Annotated in this window: 14 protein-coding genes; all 14 read left to right on the forward strand. The window is 46.2% G+C overall.

Annotated elements, in window-relative coordinates; all coding sequences use genetic code 11:
• The first annotated feature begins 40 nt into the window (after positions 1-40).
• Positions 41-499, forward strand: a complete 459-nt coding sequence (gene mraZ / locus GTW09_RS13165) for a division/cell wall cluster transcriptional repressor MraZ (protein ID WP_071980389.1) — start codon at positions 41-43, stop codon at positions 497-499.
• Positions 496-1,452, forward strand: a complete 957-nt coding sequence (gene rsmH, locus GTW09_RS13170) for a 16S rRNA (cytosine(1402)-N(4))-methyltransferase RsmH (RefSeq protein WP_163112254.1) — start codon at positions 496-498, stop codon at positions 1,450-1,452. The genes mraZ and rsmH overlap by 4 nt, the downstream gene beginning before the upstream one ends.
• Entirely contained in the window at positions 1,449-1,778 is a 330-nt protein-coding gene (ftsL, locus tag GTW09_RS13175) for a cell division protein FtsL (RefSeq protein ID WP_163112255.1), read from the forward strand. The genes rsmH and ftsL overlap by 4 nt, the downstream gene beginning before the upstream one ends.
• Positions 1,775-3,550, forward strand: a complete 1,776-nt coding sequence (locus GTW09_RS13180) for a penicillin-binding transpeptidase domain-containing protein (RefSeq protein WP_071980386.1) — start codon at positions 1,775-1,777, stop codon at positions 3,548-3,550. Before ftsL ends, GTW09_RS13180 begins: the two co-directional genes overlap by 4 nt.
• Positions 3,540-5,105 carry a UDP-N-acetylmuramoyl-L-alanyl-D-glutamate--2,6-diaminopimelate ligase gene (locus GTW09_RS13185; protein WP_163112256.1) on the forward strand — a complete coding sequence of 522 codons (1,566 nt, stop codon included), beginning with the start codon at positions 3,540-3,542 and terminating at the stop codon, positions 5,103-5,105. The genes GTW09_RS13180 and GTW09_RS13185 overlap by 11 nt, the downstream gene beginning before the upstream one ends.
• Positions 5,105-6,508, forward strand: coding sequence for a UDP-N-acetylmuramoyl-tripeptide--D-alanyl-D-alanine ligase (locus GTW09_RS13190; protein WP_163112257.1), 1,404 nt, complete (start codon positions 5,105-5,107; stop codon positions 6,506-6,508). The genes GTW09_RS13185 and GTW09_RS13190 overlap by 1 nt, the downstream gene beginning before the upstream one ends.
• Positions 6,502-7,584: a phospho-N-acetylmuramoyl-pentapeptide-transferase gene (gene mraY / locus GTW09_RS13195; RefSeq protein WP_071980383.1), complete on the forward strand. Its 1,083-nt coding sequence runs from the start codon at positions 6,502-6,504 to the stop codon at positions 7,582-7,584. Before GTW09_RS13190 ends, mraY begins: the two co-directional genes overlap by 7 nt.
• 7 nt (positions 7,585-7,591) lie before the next feature.
• Positions 7,592-8,938: a UDP-N-acetylmuramoyl-L-alanine--D-glutamate ligase gene (gene murD, locus GTW09_RS13200; RefSeq protein WP_163112258.1), complete on the forward strand. Its 1,347-nt coding sequence runs from the start codon at positions 7,592-7,594 to the stop codon at positions 8,936-8,938.
• Positions 8,935-10,329: a cell division protein FtsW gene (gene ftsW, locus GTW09_RS13205; protein ID WP_163112259.1), complete on the forward strand. Its 1,395-nt coding sequence runs from the start codon at positions 8,935-8,937 to the stop codon at positions 10,327-10,329. The genes murD and ftsW overlap by 4 nt, the downstream gene beginning before the upstream one ends.
• A complete protein-coding gene (murG, locus tag GTW09_RS13210; protein WP_163112260.1) occupies positions 10,322-11,455 on the forward strand; it encodes an undecaprenyldiphospho-muramoylpentapeptide beta-N-acetylglucosaminyltransferase in 1,134 nt (377 codons plus the stop codon). The genes ftsW and murG overlap by 8 nt, the downstream gene beginning before the upstream one ends.
• A complete protein-coding gene (murC, locus tag GTW09_RS13215) occupies positions 11,455-12,909 on the forward strand; it encodes a UDP-N-acetylmuramate--L-alanine ligase (RefSeq protein ID WP_163112261.1) in 1,455 nt (484 codons plus the stop codon). Before murG ends, murC begins: the two co-directional genes overlap by 1 nt.
• Positions 12,902-13,876 (forward strand): D-alanine--D-alanine ligase, encoded by a 975-nt coding sequence (locus GTW09_RS13220; protein WP_071980378.1) that lies wholly within the window; start codon positions 12,902-12,904, stop codon positions 13,874-13,876. The genes murC and GTW09_RS13220 overlap by 8 nt, the downstream gene beginning before the upstream one ends.
• A 162-nt stretch (positions 13,877-14,038) precedes the next feature.
• Positions 14,039-14,743 carry a cell division protein FtsQ/DivIB gene (locus GTW09_RS13225; protein ID WP_239059394.1) on the forward strand — a complete coding sequence of 235 codons (705 nt, stop codon included), beginning with the start codon at positions 14,039-14,041 and terminating at the stop codon, positions 14,741-14,743.
• A 7-nt stretch (positions 14,744-14,750) separates the two neighbouring features.
• The gene (gene ftsA / locus GTW09_RS13230; RefSeq protein WP_163112263.1) at positions 14,751-15,980 is read left to right on the forward strand and encodes a cell division protein FtsA; all 1,230 of its coding nucleotides are present in this window, start codon (positions 14,751-14,753) and stop codon (positions 15,978-15,980) included.
• Positions 15,981-16,032: the final 52 nt, after the last annotated feature.

Consider the following 16,032-nt stretch of genomic DNA (forward strand, 5'->3'; position numbering starts at 1 on the left):
AATTAATAAAAATAACAGTAAATAATAAAAGGCTAGGGGAATGTTCCGCGGCGCTAACGCAATCAACCTGGATACAAAAGGCAGACTGGCAATACCTACGCGGTATCGGCAGTCGCTGCTGGATGATTGTGAGGGACAACTAGTTTGCACTGTCGATACACAACAAAGTTGTTTGCTACTTTACCCACTTCCCGAATGGGAAGAAATCGAGCTTAAGCTTATCAAGCTTTCTAGTATGGTTCCGGCAGAGCGCCGTATGCAGCGCTTACTGCTTGGTCATGCATCGGAAGGTGAGATGGATAAAAGCGGTCGAATTCTTATACCTACACCTTTGCGTGCTCACGCAAAGCTATCAAAAGAAGTCATGTTAGTTGGTCAGTTAAACAAATTTGAAATTTGGGATGCCGAAGTATGGGCACAACAAATTGAGGTTGATATAGACACCGAACGCAAAGGCGAATTTGAACTAACCGAACGGCTACAGGATTTTTCTCTATGACAACGCAAAACACTTCATCATCAAGCGAGTTTAAGCATATTTCCGTGTTGCTTGATGAATGTATAGAGGCGTTAGCCATAAAACCCGGCGGTATTTATATTGACGCAACCTTTGGTCGTGGTGGGCACTCTGCGCATATATTAGATGCGTTGGGCGGTGATGGTCAGTTAATTGCTTTTGACCGCGACCCTCAAGCTATTCAGGCCGCTGAGCGCTTTGCTGAAGATAAGCGATTTCGCATTATTCATGCACCTTTTGGCAATATGGCTGAAGAGATTGAAAGTCTTGGTCTTACTGGGAAAGTAGATGGCGTGTTGATGGATTTGGGCGTGTCGTCACCTCAGTTAGACGATGCTGAGCGCGGATTCAGTTTCTTAAGAGACGGACCTCTTGATATGCGCATGGATACGTCTAAAGGACAAAGTGCGGCAGATTGGTTAGCACATGCTGAAGAGCAAGACATCACTCAAGTGATAAAAGAGTTTGGCGAAGAAAAGTTTGGTAAGCGAATAGCGCACGCTATCGTCAACACGCGCAAGGAAACCCCTATCACGCGCACGGCGCAACTTGCGACAATTATCGACCAAGCAGTGCCAGTTAAAGACAAGTATAAACACCCAGCTACACGCGCTTTCCAAGGTATTCGTATTTACATCAATGCAGAGCTTGAGCAACTTCGCGTTGGTTTAAAAGCAGCAACGCAAGTGTTAGCCAAAGAGGGGCGACTGGCCGTTATCTCTTTTCACTCTCTAGAAGACAGATTGGTTAAGCGTTTTATCAAAGAGCAAAGCAAAGGCAAAGTCGTTCCCCACAATATGCCTATAACTCAGGCAGAAATTGATGCAGATAAAGTATTAAAAGCACTCGGCAGGGCAATCAAGCCCTCTGAGGAAGAAGTGATGAATAACGTACGCTCTCGTAGCTCCGTATTACGTGTGGCTGAAAAACTATGACTAAGCCAGACAAAGCCAGTACGAACTTTAATTTAATATTGATTATGGTTTCAGATTTGACCCGCAACAAGTTGCGGGTTTTGTTGTATTTGATGGTTATTGTTAGTGCAATGGCGGTGATTTTGAGTAGCCACCACAACCGTCAGCAGGTCATTGCTTTAGAAGACTTAATGCAAGAGAAAGACGAGCTTGACGTTGAATGGCGAAATCTGGTTCTTGAACAGCGTGCGCTAACCGAACACAACAGAATAGAAAACCTGGTTGAAAAGCAGCTTGGCATGTATCGCCCCACTGCCGATGACGAAGTGGTGGTGAGACTCAAATGAGTACAGTATCAACTTCTCGTTCACGCAAAAAAACAGGTGCAAAGCAGAATGTTACGCCAAGCTTTATGCATTGGCGCTTTATTGTTGTGCTTGTGATGATTGGTTTGGTGTTTTCCATGCTAGCGGCCCGTGCTGCGTACATTCAAGTGATAGAGCCCGATGAACTCATTCAGCAGGGCGATAGTCGCACGCTACGCACACGCAATATGCCTACATACCGTGGAATTATTACCGATCGCAACGGTGTTGAGTTAGCGGTGAGCGTGCCAGTAAGAGCTATTTATGCCGATCCTAAAGTTATCCACGAGAACAATGGCTTTGAAGAAGAGCGTCGTTGGGATGCATTAGCAGATGTATTGCGGCAAGACGTGAAAGAGCTCAAAGAGAAAGTGTCTAATCCCAAGCGTCGTTTCGTTTATCTACAGCGCCAAGTATCGCCAGCTATGGCCGAGTACGTGGATAAACTTGATATTCCAGGCATTTATTTGCGCAGAGAAAGTCGCCGTTACTACCCTACTGGTGAAGTGTCTGCCCAGCTTATCGGTGTAACCGACGTTGATGATACCGGCATCGAGGGCCTTGAGCATATGTTCGACGAGTGGCTTACCGGTACACCTGGCTCAAGAAAAATTCGTCGTGATGCCAAGGGGCGTCAGGTAGAAATTTTGGAAACCAAAGCTGGCGAAAAAGCGGGTGATCTCCAATTAGCTATCGACCAGAGAATTCAAGCGCTAGCGTACAAAGAAATTAAAGAAGCCATGATTTATTACCAGTCGAGCTCTGCCTCGGCGATGGTGGTCGACGTAAAGACGGGCGATGTATTGGCTATGGTGAATGCGCCTTCGTTTAATCCAAACGATAGAAGCGATATTGCGCCACACAGAATGCGCAACCGCGTTATAACAGATGCGTTTGAGCCTGGCTCCGCCCTTAAACCCCTTGCGGTGCTTACAGCACTAGAATTTGGTGAAGTAGAGCCTAACGATACAGTAGACACTAACCCAGGTTGGATGCGTCTTGGCGGCAGCCTAGTGAAAGACTCTCGAAACTACGGCGAGCTAACCTTAGAAGAGATTATCCAGCATTCAAGTAATATGGGCACGTCTAAGCTAGGGCTTTCGGTGCCTAAGAACTTTCTTTTAGATACGTATTATAACCTTGGGCTAATGAGTGATACTGGGCTCAATATGTCAGGTGAAAGCAGCGGTATTTTTCACGAAAGAAGTCGTTGGTCGAAGTTTGAATTAGCCACCTTATCTTTTGGTTACGGTATTTCAGTAACGACTGCTCAATTGGCAAGGCTATATGCCACCATCGCAAACGGTGGGATAAAAATGCCGTTGAATATGATCAAGTCACCGGAGCAACCCGCGTGGCAGGGACAGGCTGAACGAGTTATCAGTGAAGAAAATGCAAAAGCGATAGTGCAAATGATGGAAAGCGTTACGCAGCGTGGAGGCACTGCCACCAAAGCTGCTGTGCCGGGTTACCGCGTTGCGGGTAAAACCGGCACCAGTCGTAAAGCAGTAGCAGGTGGCTATGGCGAAGAATACGTGAATATTTTTGCCGGTATTGCACCTGTGTCTGATCCTAGGTTGGTTACTGTCGTGCTTATTAACGAACCCGGTGGTGATTTGTATCATGCTGGAGACACAGCAGCACCTGTTTTTTCTTCAATTATGGGCGGCGCGCTGCATATTTTGAACGTTACGCCAGATGACAAACAAGTCACCTTCAGTCGATTTTTAAAAGGAGGCCAAAGTGGTAGTTAGTGCCTTCACCCAAAGTATTCGTGCGTTGTTAGCAAAGTTTGAAATAGATGCGCCAGATATTCGCGTTGAGGGGTTAACCCTTGATAGTCGCGAGGTAAACACAAAGCTGGCGTTTATTGCTGTAAAAGGTCATGAGCGCGATGGCAGAGAATTTATTCCTCAAGCAATTAGCTTAGGGGCAAGAGTCATTATGGCGCAAACTGACGACAGTGACGCCCATGGTCAGATGGAAATGCGCGACCACAGCATGATTATTTCTATCTACCAATTGCCCAGTTTATTGTCGTCAATTGCGGGGGCGTTTTATGATTACCCCGCACAGAAAATGATGACCGTTGCTGTAACGGGTACTAACGGTAAAACTTCGACAGTTCAACTGCTTACGCAGCTTAAAGATGCGCTAGGCACCCGAAGTGCAAGTATAGGCACCTTGGGAAACAGTATTTTTGAGGGCGAAGAAACTCAGTGGAAAACCACGCCAGCAGCTAACACCACACCAGATGCTATTCGCATGCAGTACGTGTTGGCAGAGTTTGTGCAAAGCCAAGTTCGACATACTGCATTTGAAGCCAGTTCACACGCCCTAGTGCAGGGCCGCTTGGGAAATGTAAAAACAGACATCGCCGTATTTACTAATCTGACGCGAGATCACCTTGATTACCACGGGTCTATGGAGGAGTACGCAAAAGCCAAGCGCTTGTTGCTTACCCAGCCAGGATTAAGTGCCGTAGTGCTTAATGCCAACGATAAAGAAAGTGAACACTGGGATGCTTGTGCAGATAAGAGCATTACTCGGATTTGGACAGGCATTGAAAATGACACGAAGCTTGTAAGTACTTACCAACAAGATGGCGCCAGTGAAAAAACGAAGTACTGCTTTGCAAGAAGCGCAGAATATCATGACGCTGGTTGTCGGTTTGAGATCCAAAGCTCATGGGGAAATGCGTTGATATCGCTACCTTTATTTGGTGCTTTTAATGTAAGTAATGTGCTAAGTGCCATTGCTGTCTTGCTTCAACAAGGCGAACGTTTTGAAGGCGTCGTTAATGCGGTTAACGCTATTACGCCTGTAGCCGGACGCATGGAAGTCTTCACTTTTAATGCGAATGCGAATGTGGTGGTGGATTACGCACATACTCCAGACGCCCTTGAAAAAGTACTAGACAGCGCTAGGGCGCATACTGAAGGAAAAGTGTGGTGTGTGTTTGGCTGTGGTGGAGACAGAGATAAAGGTAAGCGCCCGTTAATGGGGCAGGCCGCAGAAGCTGGCGCAGACAAAATTATTATTACAACAGACAACAGTAGAAGCGAAGCGGCTGAAGCAATTGCAAAAGACATTATGGATGGGCTGCACAACCCGGATTCTGCTGTTGCCATTTCTGATAGAGAAACCGCCATTCGCTACTGCCTAGACCAAGCTGCGACTAACGATATTATTATCGTGGCGGGGAAGGGGCATGAAAACTACCAAATTATTGGTAATGAAACGATAAATTACAATGAACGCGAGGTTGTAGCCAAGCTACAACAGCTACTGCAGCAGGAGTACAGCTAATGATAAAAACAACGCTGTCATGGGTAGCCGAAAAGATTAACGGTAAATTAGTGGGAGCCGATTGCCACATTGTTGATGTGAGCACCGATACGCGAACCATTCGTGAGGGCGCGATATATCTTGCGCTAAAAGGACCTAACTTTAACGGACACGATTTTGCGAAGCAGGCCGAGGCTGCTGGCGCGAAGGCTATTATAGCCAGTGAACAAGTTGAAACGTCGTTACCTGTTGTTCAGGTAAACGATACAAAGCTAGCATTAGGTTTATTGGGCGCTGCGGTTAAACAATGTGTGGCACCCAAAACGCTAGCTATCACAGGAAGCAGCGGTAAAACCACAGTTAAAGAAATGTGTGCTGCTATTTTGCAGTCTTGTGGCAGCGTGCTGGCCACGCACGGAAACTTTAATAACGATATTGGCGTGCCTCTTACGTTACTTCGTTTAGAAGAACATCACAAATTTGCTGTCATGGAGTTAGGTGCCAACCACAAAGGTGAAATTGCTTACACCACAGATTTAGTAAAGCCCGACGTTGCTACGATTGTAAACGCCGCAGCTTCTCATCTAGAAGGCTTTGGCAGTATAGACGGTGTGGCGCGGGCAAAAAGTGAAATTTTTGACGGCTTAGGTGATGACGGAATTGCTATTGTTAATGTAGACAGTGAGTTTGCAAGCTTTTGGCTAGATAAGCTGGAGGGCACGCAAACACTGACATTTTCACCTAATCAGAAAAATGCCGCTGACTTTTATGCTTCAGATATTCATATGCAACAAGACGGCTGTGCATCGTTTGTCCTTAATTGTCCGCAGGGCAATGTTGATATTCAGCTAACCATTCCTGGTACCCATAATGTTGGTAATGCGTTACTTGCAGCAGCGCTTACCCTCAACGTTGGCGCCACTCTTGATCATGTTCGAACTGGGCTAAGCTCGATGAAGCAAGTCGATGGTCGCCTTAACGTTAGGCAATTGAATACAAAAATTAGACTGCTCGATGATAGCTACAACGCGAACGTTGCATCAGTGAAGGCGGCCATAGACACATTAAGTCACTTTACGGGTACTAGAGTTCTTGTGCTCGGTGATATGGCGGAGCTCGGCGATGAGTCGGAATTCTATCATCAGCAGATAGGCGAGTATGCCAAGCTGAAGGGCATTGATTATTTGTATAGCATGGGCGATTTCAGTGTACTTTCTAGCCAGGCTTTTAATGTTAACGGCGCGCATTTTGCCGACGTTGACAGCTTAGTGAAAACCTTTGAAAACAATGTGGTTAATGCATTTGGGGATATTTCTATCTTAGTAAAAGGTTCCCGCAGTTCGAAAATGGAGCGTGTCGTAAAGGCTATCGAAGCCTCTTCATTCGCACGAAGCAACACAAATGAGGAGCACGATAAATGCTAATGTGGCTAGCCGACTGGCTAACTCAATTTGATTCTGGGTTTAATGTATTTTCCTATCTTACATTAAGGGCTATTTTAAGCACTCTTACGGCGCTGCTTATCGCTATTCTAATTGGTCCGAAAATGATTCGCTATTTGCAAAACATGCAGATAGGGCAGACGGTACGCGACGATGGTCCTCAAAGTCATTTGTCGAAGTCTGGAACGCCGACTATGGGTGGATTACTTATCTTAGCGGCCATTGTTATTAGTGGTTTGCTTTGGGCAGATTTATCAAATCGTTATGTGTTGGTAACCCTTACTGTGGTTGTTGCCTACGGCATTATCGGTTTTGTTGATGACTACAGAAAGGTTATTCGCAAAGATTCTAAAGGTTTGATAGCGCGCTGGAAGTATTTTTGGCAGTCGGTGATAGCTTTAGGTGTCGCTTTTTACTTGTACAGTAGCGCAACATTAAGTGCCGAAACATCGCTGTTGGTACCTTTCTTTAAAGAAGTCTTTCCTCAGTTGGGCGCGTTTTTCATAATTATTACCTACTTTGCCATTGTGGGTACAAGTAATGCCGTTAACCTAACGGACGGCCTAGATGGCTTAGCCATTGTGCCTACCATCTTAGTTGCTGGTGCATTTGCCGTTTTTGCTTATGTAACGGGTAACGCAAACTTCGCAGCTTACTTAAATATTCCTCATATTCCCCTTACCAGTGAACTCGTTATTGTGTGTACCGCCATGGTGGGAGCTGGCCTTGGTTTTTTGTGGTTCAACACCTATCCTGCGCAAGTTTTTATGGGTGATGTGGGCTCGCTGGCGCTTGGTGGCACCTTGGGTGTGCTTGCCGTTTTAGTAAGACAAGAATTAGTGCTGATAATTATGGGCGGTGTGTTTGTAATAGAAACCCTATCGGTCATTCTGCAAGTGGGCTCTTACAAACTGCGCGGTCAGCGTATATTCAGAATGGCACCTATTCATCATCACTACGAATTAAAAGGCTGGCCAGAGCCAAGAGTCATTGTTCGATTTTGGATAATTTCTATTATTTTGGTGCTGGTAGGTCTAGCAACCTTGAAACTGAGATAAGTCATTAATGACATATAACGTACGCGAACACAGCTATGCAGTTGGAGGCCTTGGAATGACAGGTCAGGCTTGCGTGCGCTACTTACTCAGCCATGGCGCTAAGGTTAAAGCCTTTGATACCCGCAGTTCAGCGGCGCTATCTGATGAAAACTTAACCAAAGACATGATAGCGAGTATGCAGGGTAAAGTTGAAACGTCACCGCTTACAAGCGCTTTCTATGATGACGTAGACACCCTTGTGCTAAGCCCAGGGCTTTCACCTGAAATTGAACAAGTTGCGTTAGCAAAGTCCTGCGGCGTAGAAGTGATTGGTGATATCGAGCTATTTGCACGGCTAAATACTAAGCCTGTAGTGGGGATTACGGGCTCAAACGGCAAGACGACTGTAACTCTGCTGGCAACGCATTTGCTAAATAGTACTGGCTTAAAGGCCCTAGCTGCTGGAAACGTAGGGCTTCCTGCATTAGATACGTTAGACACAGATGCAGACGTTGTGGTGTTGGAGCTGTCCAGTTTTCAGCTTGAAACAACATCTAATTTAGCGCTGAACGCGGCTACTATTTTGAATTTGTCTGACGATCATCTCGACCGCCACGGCTCATTCGAACGCTACGCAAGTGTAAAGCACCGTATTTTTGATAACGCTTCTCTTGCTATTGTTTGGCGCGATGGCGATAACATTCAGCCTCGCTCAGCCTCTTTGCAGCTTATGCATTATGGATTAGGCGAATCTGAATATGGATTTGGTATTGCCCAAATTGACGACAAAGCCCAGCTGACGTTCAACGGTAATGCATTAATAGACGTTAGTGAAATACAGCTTGCGGGTACACACAATGTGCTAAATGTCATGGCTTCCTTGGGCTTATGTCATGCACTTGGTGTTTCACCCGAGGCGGCGGTGCCCCACATTAAAAACTTTACCAGTGCGCCTCATCGCTGTGTCGAAGTGGCCAATAACGGCGTGCGTTTTATAGATGACTCGAAAGCGACCAACGTTGGGGCAACCATAGCTGCCCTTGAAGGTCTTGCGCCAGTTACTACCGGAAAACTTTTGCTGATTGCGGGGGGCGACGCAAAAGGTGCCGATATTAACGCCCTATCGCCGTACCTTTTGCAGCATGTGGCTCAAGTTTTTGCCATCGGCAAAGATGCAGAACTTTTTGCAAAGGCGTTTGAAAATACAGTGTTGAGCAATGATTTGAGCGAGGCTGTGAAAAGAGCTTACAGCGCGGCCAGTCATGGCGACGTTGTTCTGCTTTCTCCAGCCTGTGCCAGCATAGATATGTTTGATAACTACATGCATCGCGGGCAGGTGTTTAAAAACGCAGTTGAAGAGGTAATAGCAGCATGATGTTAGCCTCTACAAAACTCAGTCAGCTTTTTGCGGCTCGTCACGACAGCCCGAAGCAACCTAAGCATCCATACGATGCCACCCTTGTGCTTATAGCCCTTGCACTGTTAAGCATTGGAGTGGTGATTGTAACCTCTGCATCCATGCCCGTAGCAGACAGACTGCACGGCAATCCTTTTTACTTTGCTATTCGCCACGGCATTTACATAGTGGGCGCTATACTCGCAGCAATTGTTGTGCTGCAACTGCCCATGCAGTTTTGGCGGGTGACTAATCCGTATTTGCTTTTCGCCGCCATTGGGTTGTTAGTTGCGGTGCTTCTAGTTGGGCGCACAGTTAACGGCAGTACACGATGGCTTGCGATTGGGCCTATCACTATTCAGGCCGCTGAACCTGCCAAGCTCTTTTTCTTTGCGTATTTAGCTGGGTATTTAGTTCGTCGTTATGAAGAGGTTACCGAAAATTTAAAAGGCTTTATAAAGCCGTTAGGCGTTTTCTTTGTGCTAGCGCTGTTGCTACTGCTGCAGCCAGATTTGGGGACTGTGGTTGTGATGTTTGCTACCACTATTGGTCTGCTATTCTTAGCCGGCGCAAGACTCTGGCAGTTTTTTGCGCTTGTCTTTGTGGGGTTAATGGCTGTAGTTGCCCTTATCGTATTTGAGGAGTACCGCTTAAAGCGGGTTACCTCGTTCCTAGACCCTTGGGCCGACCCGTTTGGTGCCGGCTATCAGCTAACTCAGTCGTTAATGGCATATGGCCGCGGAAATTGGTTTGGGCAGGGCTTAGGCAACAGTTTGCAAAAGTTAGAGTTCCTGCCCGAGGCTCACACCGACTTTGTTATGGCCATATTAGCCGAAGAATTAGGATTTGTTGGTGTGCTTGCTGTTTTAGGGCTTATTCTCTGGATGGTGATAAAAGCCCTTCATATTGGCAATCACGCACTTGAAAGAGGACGCGCGTTCGATGGTTTCTTGGCTTACAGCATTGGCATCTGGTTTAGCTTTCAAACAGCCGTAAATATCGGCGCTAGCGCTGGCGTGCTTCCAACCAAAGGGCTGACATTACCTCTAGTTAGTTATGGTGGATCTTCTCTTATTATTATGGCAGCTGCAGTGGCTATTTTATTGCGCATAGATTTTGAATTACGTGTTGATGGTGTTCAGGCGTTAGATCGGGGTGAGAAAAGAAAGTCTAAGGCTGCCGTAAAACCGGCAAAGGAGTCAGAACAAGCCACGGTGGCAGGTGGTACCAAATCGAAACAAAAAGACACCAAGGTAGATATCGCCAAGGTAGACAAAGCCAAGGTAGAAAACGCCAAGCCCGAAGATGAGGGTAAAGCAGGCATAAAAGCAATTTTAGCTCGCGTTGCCGAGGAGGCCGATAATGACTAAGCGCTGTCTTATTATGGCTGGCGGAACCGGCGGGCATGTGTTTCCAGGGCTGGCAGTAGCCAATGCACTTAGAGATGAGGGATGGGATATTCAATGGCTTGGAACGCCTGAGCGTATGGAAGCCCAAGTAGTGCCTAAATACGATTTTCCTATTCACTTTATTCCTGTTAAGGGCTTACGTGGTAAGGGATTAGGTGCGCGTATAAAAGGAGCGTTTGCGCTTGTAAAAAGCCTCCTGTCAGCCCGTCGAATTATAAGGCGCATAAACCCCGATGTTGTCGTTGGGTTTGGTGGTTATGCAAGTGGGCCGGGCGGTGTTGCGGCCAAGTCATTGGGTATTCCTGTGATCATCCACGAACAAAACGCTGCAGCCGGCATGACAAACAAACTTTTGAGCAAGATTGCACACAAAGTGTTGCTGGGCTTCGAAGATGCTAAAGCGCAATTTGTAAAAGTAAAAAACAAAGTTCATGTTGTTGGTAACCCCGTAAGGGACGACATTTGGGAAGTACAGCAGAAGTCGCAGGAAAACAGCGGCGAGCAGTCTGCAGATAAAACGCTGAATATGCTTGTTGTCGGAGGAAGCCTTGGTGCTCAGGTACTTAACGACGTCGTACCGCAAGTGTGTAGTGCGTTAAAGGGGCTTTCAATTCGCCACCAATGCGGAAAAGGAAATGCGAAAACCGTAGAGCAGACTTACGCAAACACAGGTTCTGTACACATTGATTCTGCACGCAGTGTTTCTAAGAGTGCCGATGTGGTTGTTAGCGATTTTATTGATGACATGGCAGCTGCTTACGAATGGGCAGATTTTATCGTTTGTCGCGCCGGTGCGCTAACAGTGAGTGAGGTGGCTGCCGCGGGAAGAGCCGCTATTTTTGTGCCTTTGCCTCATGCGGTAGACGACCATCAAACAAAAAATGCGCAGTCGCTAGTGAAGCACAATGCAGCAATAATGATTGCGCAATCAGTATTAAAAGAGAATTTAGGGCAATCAGTGCGTAATTGGATTCAACATCCAAGCGACTGTTTGAAAATGGGAGAGCTTGCTCGTGAATGTGCAAGCCCCAATGCTACACAGAATGTTGTAAGCCACATTAAGTTAGTGGTAGGAGAAGGGGACTAATGGTTTTCAAAACCCCATTTGAAAGCCCGCAAATGCGTCGGGTAAAAAATATTTTCTTCATTGGTATCGGCGGTGCCGGTATGGGTGGGATCGCAGAAGTTTTACTGAACGAAGGGTACAAAATTTCTGGCTCGGATATCCAAGAAGGGCCTATGACGAAGCGTCTTAGTGAATTAGGCGTTGACGTTAAAATTGGGCATAAAGCTGATAATGTACAAGGTATGGACGTGATAGTCGTTTCGAGTGCTATCAACGAACAGAATCCTGAAATAATAGTAGCGCGAGAGTCTCGCATTCCCATTATTCGTCGTGCTGAAATGCTGGCGGAGTTGATGCGTTTTCGTCACGGTATTGCCATTGCCGGTACCCACGGGAAAACCACTACAACCAGTTTAATTTCGACGATTTTTGCTGAGGCAGAATACGACCCAACGTTTGTTATCGGTGGATTGCTAAACAGCGCGGGCACCAATGCTCGTTTGGGTAAAAGCCGTTATTTAATTGCTGAGGCCGATGAAAGTGATGCGTCATTTTTGCACCTTCAGCCTATGGTGTCTGTAGTCACCAATATTGAAGCTGACCACATGGGCACTTACGGCGGCGATTTCTCAAAAGTGAAAGACACCTTCGTAGACTTTTTATCTAATCTGCCGTTCTACGGACAAGCAATTATGTGCGGTGATGATGCCAACATCCAAGAAATTCGCCCTCGTATTGGTCGAAGCATTCTCACCTATGGTTTTGAAGACCATAACGATTATCGCGCAGAAAACATTAAGCTGTCTTTTGGAAAGGCAAACTTTACAGTGCACCGCCCTGACAGCAAGCCGTTAGACATTACGCTTAATCTTACTGGGAATCACAATGTACTCAATGCGCTAGCTGCCATTGCAGTAGCGTCTGATGAGGGCATTGATGACGAGTCTATTGTGAGTGCCTTGGCTAATTTTGGTGGTATTGGGCGTCGTTTTGAGCAACTAGGAACGTTCAACACCAGCAAAGGTGAAGTGTGCTTGGTAGATGATTACGGCCATCACCCTACAGAAGTAAAAGCGACCATTGCTGCTGCAAGAGCTAACTGGCCAGACAACCGCTTAGTGATGGTGTATCAGCCACATCGATACACGCGAACTCGAGACCTTTACGAGGACTTTGTTGAAGTGTTATCGAGTGTGGATGCGCTCTTACTGCTTGACGTTTATGCTGCGAGTGAGCAGCCCATTGAAGGAGCTGACAGCAAGTCGCTATGTCGTTCAATTCGCTTGCGAGGGCAAATTGAACCGGTTTATGTGGGAGATAAAGACGCATTGCCTGGAATATTGTCGAACATTTTACAAGATGGCGATATTGTGATGACTCAAGGTGCAGGTAATATTGGTCAAATAGCCAAGTCGCTTGCGACCTGCGAGCTAGAACCCGCAAAGCTTGCACAACAAGGAGTTAACCATGTTTAAGCCCTTGTTAACCACACATACTCCCGCAGAATATGGAAAAGTTGCTGTGTTGCTTGGTGGTGACTCTGCAGAGCGTGCTGTATCGCTTAATTCTGGTAAAACCGTGCTCAATGCATTATTGCGCCAGGGAGTAGACGCATTTGCATTTGATCCTGCAGAGCGTCCACTTACTGATTTAATAGACTTAAACGTCGATCGCGCACTCATTATGTTACACGGTAGAGGCGGTGAAGATGGTACTATGCAGGGAGCGCTTCAACTGCTGAAAATTCCCTACACCGGAAGTCGTGTTTTAGGCTCTGCTTTGGCAATGGATAAGATTCATACTAAGCAAGTGTGGCAAAGTTTAGGACTGCCAACTGCAAAATATGAAATAGCTGACAAAAGGCGCTTTGAAGCTGGTAAGTGCAGCGCTATAATGGAAAAATTGGGAAATGAGGTCATGGTAAAACCGGCCCAGGAAGGCTCGAGTATTGGCATGGCAAAAGTGACAAGCGCTAAACAATTAGAAACAGCTGTGCAAGACGCCTTTCAGTACGATGACCAGGTATTGCTAGAACAGTATATAGACGGACCAGAGTTCACTGTTTCAGTGGTTCAGGGCCAAGCCTTACCGTCAATTCGTATGTCTACGCCTCACACTTTCTACGACTATGCTGCGAAATATCAGGATAATACTACCGAATACTTCTGCCCAAGCGGCTTGTCAGAGGCGCAAGAAGAGCAACTGGCTTCATTGGCGTCTCGTGCGTTTAACGCTATTTCAGGCAGCGGTTGGGGACGAGTAGATGTGATGCAGGATAACCAGCGCCAGTTTTATTTACTTGAGGCGAATACGGTGCCGGGTATGACTGAAAAAAGTTTGGTGCCTAAAGCTGCCAAAGTTGCCGGTGTAAGTTTTGATGAACTAGTACTCAGCATTCTATCAACAAGCTTTAACACCGGGACAGAAAAGGTAGATGGGTAAAATAGCGGTGCATAAGCGAAATATGAAAAAGTGTTTCGTTTATACAAAAGACACTTTGTAACTATGGCAACAGCAGCTCGAAATACCCCTAGCGTTTCTGGTGAAACTGCTAGCGCTAGTAAAACTGCTAGCAGTAGGGCAGAAAAACGAAATAAGCGCACAATGTGGACTGGCATTGCGTTTTTGTTGTTTGTTATTGCTGGGCTCGTTGTAGGTGCAATTAAGGCAAACCAGTATTTGCATGACGAACAGCAAATGCCGGTGCAGGTAATCGATTTCTCTGGTGAGTACCAGCATATCGATATTACCAAGCTAGAGAGGCTGATAAGAAAAGCACAGCCTGGAAGCTTCTTTGCGTTAGACGTTAATGATGTGTTCGAATTGGTTGAGTCGCAGCCTTGGGTATACCGCGCTTCGGTGCGAAAAAAGTGGCCAAATACACTAAAGATTTATTTGGTAGAGCAGCAAGCTGTTGCAAAATGGAACGAAGATTTATTGCTCAATCCATATGGTGATACCTTCAATGACGAAGGGGTAGAAATGGAATTGCCGAGACTTTACGGTCCTGGTGGTAGTGAGAAAACCGCGTTAGAAGGCTTTAATAGCATGCACGCGTTGATGGCTACTACCAATATGGCTATTGATGAACTGTCGTTAAGCGAGAGATTTGCTTGGCAGGTACAGTTAGAGAACGGTATTAGATTGAATTTAGGGCGTCAGGACTTTATCGATAGACTACAGCGGTTTATTGATGTTTATCCGTTATTGGCGCAACAAGAGAAGGCCGTACGTTATGTCGACCTTCGCTATGACACGGGCGTTGCCGTTGGTTGGAACGACGACAATGCCACAAACAAAGAGAGTTAAGGAAACCATGTCAAAACCTGCTGAACGCAATTTGATTGTAGGACTAGATATCGGCACCAGCCAAGTGAAGGCCGTGGTGGGCGAAGTGCTAGATGATGATCAAATCAGTATTGTTGGCGTGGGTACCCATGCATCAAAAGGCATGGATAAAGGCGGCGTCAACGATTTGAATTTGGTAGTGAAGTCGGTACAGCGCGCAGTAAATGAGATGGAACTGATGGCAGATTGCCGCGTTTCTTCTGTGTTTATGTCAATTTCTGGGCGCCATGTTAAATGCCAGAACGAAAACGGTATGGTGCCGATCAATAACCAAGAAGTTACACAAGAAGACGTAGATAATGTGATACATGCGGCGCGTAGTGTACCTATTGCTGCGGAAAGACGCTTGTTACATGTGCTACCACAAGAATTTACCATTGATGTACAAGAGGGAATTAAAAATCCGATTGGTATGTCAGGGGTTCGCATGGAAGCCGATGCACACATTATTACCTGTGCAGATGATATGGCTAAAAATATGGTGAAATGCGTTGAGCGCTGCGAGCTGAATGCCGATCAGCTTATTTTTTCCGCATTGGCCTCAAGTTACGCTGTGCTAACCGACGATGAGCGTGAATTAGGCGTATGTGTTGTCGATATTGGTGGCGGCACCATGGATATGGTTATTTACACAGATGGCGCAATTCGTCACACTGCTGTAATACCAGTAGCTGGCAATCAAATTACCAGTGATATAGCGAAAATTTTTAGAACGCCAATTAGCAATGCAGAGGAAATTAAAATTAATTATGCCTGTGCATTAAAAGATATGGTGAGTATGGAAGACAGTATTGAGGTACCTAGTGTAGGCGGTCGTCCTGCTAGGGTAATGTCTCGTCATACATTAGCTGAGGTTATTGAACCTCGCTATCAAGAACTTTTTGAACTGGTACACGATGAAATTCGTGCCAGTGGTCTGGAAGAGCAAGTTGCTGCTGGTCTTGTGTTAACAGGAGGCACCGCCAAAATGGAAGGTGCAGTAGAGTTTGCTGAAGAGCTTTTTCAGATGCCCGTGCGTGTGGGCAAACCCATTGACGTAAAAGGCTTAGCTGAATACGTTGACGATGCCGGCTTTGCAACGGTAGTGGGTTTACTGCAATACGGTAAAGCACAAAATGAAAATAAGAATTCCAGTACGCAGAAATCGAGTGAAAGCTTGTTTCACAGAGTGCAAAGCTGGTTTAAAGGTGAATTTTAATTTTTAGGGGGCGCTATTGCTATGGCATTTAGGCTAGCAGGATGCAATAAGC

Source organism: Alteromonas hispanica, from assembly GCF_010500915.1.
Lineage (GTDB): Bacteria > Pseudomonadota > Gammaproteobacteria > Enterobacterales > Alteromonadaceae > Alteromonas > Alteromonas hispanica.

Bases quoted from the DNA above. Each gene is read 5' to 3' on its own strand.
- mraZ (WP_071980389.1), top strand. From the start codon at position 41: ATGTTCCGCGGCGCTAACGCAATCAACCTGGATACAAAAGGCAGACTG.
- rsmH (WP_163112254.1), top strand. From the start codon at position 496: ATGACAACGCAAAACACTTCATCATCAAGCGAGTTTAAGCATATTTCC.
- ftsL (WP_163112255.1), top strand. From the start codon at position 1,449: ATGACTAAGCCAGACAAAGCCAGTACGAACTTTAATTTAATATTGATT.
- GTW09_RS13180 (WP_071980386.1), top strand. From the start codon at position 1,775: ATGAGTACAGTATCAACTTCTCGTTCACGCAAAAAAACAGGTGCAAAG.
- GTW09_RS13190 (WP_163112257.1), top strand. From the start codon at position 5,105: ATGATAAAAACAACGCTGTCATGGGTAGCCGAAAAGATTAACGGTAAA.
- mraY (WP_071980383.1), top strand. From the start codon at position 6,502: ATGCTAATGTGGCTAGCCGACTGGCTAACTCAATTTGATTCTGGGTTT.
- murD (WP_163112258.1), top strand. From the start codon at position 7,592: ATGACATATAACGTACGCGAACACAGCTATGCAGTTGGAGGCCTTGGA.
- ftsW (WP_163112259.1), top strand. From the start codon at position 8,935: ATGATGTTAGCCTCTACAAAACTCAGTCAGCTTTTTGCGGCTCGTCAC.
- murG (WP_163112260.1), top strand. From the start codon at position 10,322: ATGACTAAGCGCTGTCTTATTATGGCTGGCGGAACCGGCGGGCATGTG.
- murC (WP_163112261.1), top strand. From the start codon at position 11,455: ATGGTTTTCAAAACCCCATTTGAAAGCCCGCAAATGCGTCGGGTAAAA.
- GTW09_RS13220 (WP_071980378.1), top strand. From the start codon at position 12,902: ATGTTTAAGCCCTTGTTAACCACACATACTCCCGCAGAATATGGAAAA.
- GTW09_RS13225 (WP_239059394.1), top strand. From the start codon at position 14,039: ATGTGGACTGGCATTGCGTTTTTGTTGTTTGTTATTGCTGGGCTCGTT.
- ftsA (WP_163112263.1), top strand. From the start codon at position 14,751: ATGTCAAAACCTGCTGAACGCAATTTGATTGTAGGACTAGATATCGGC.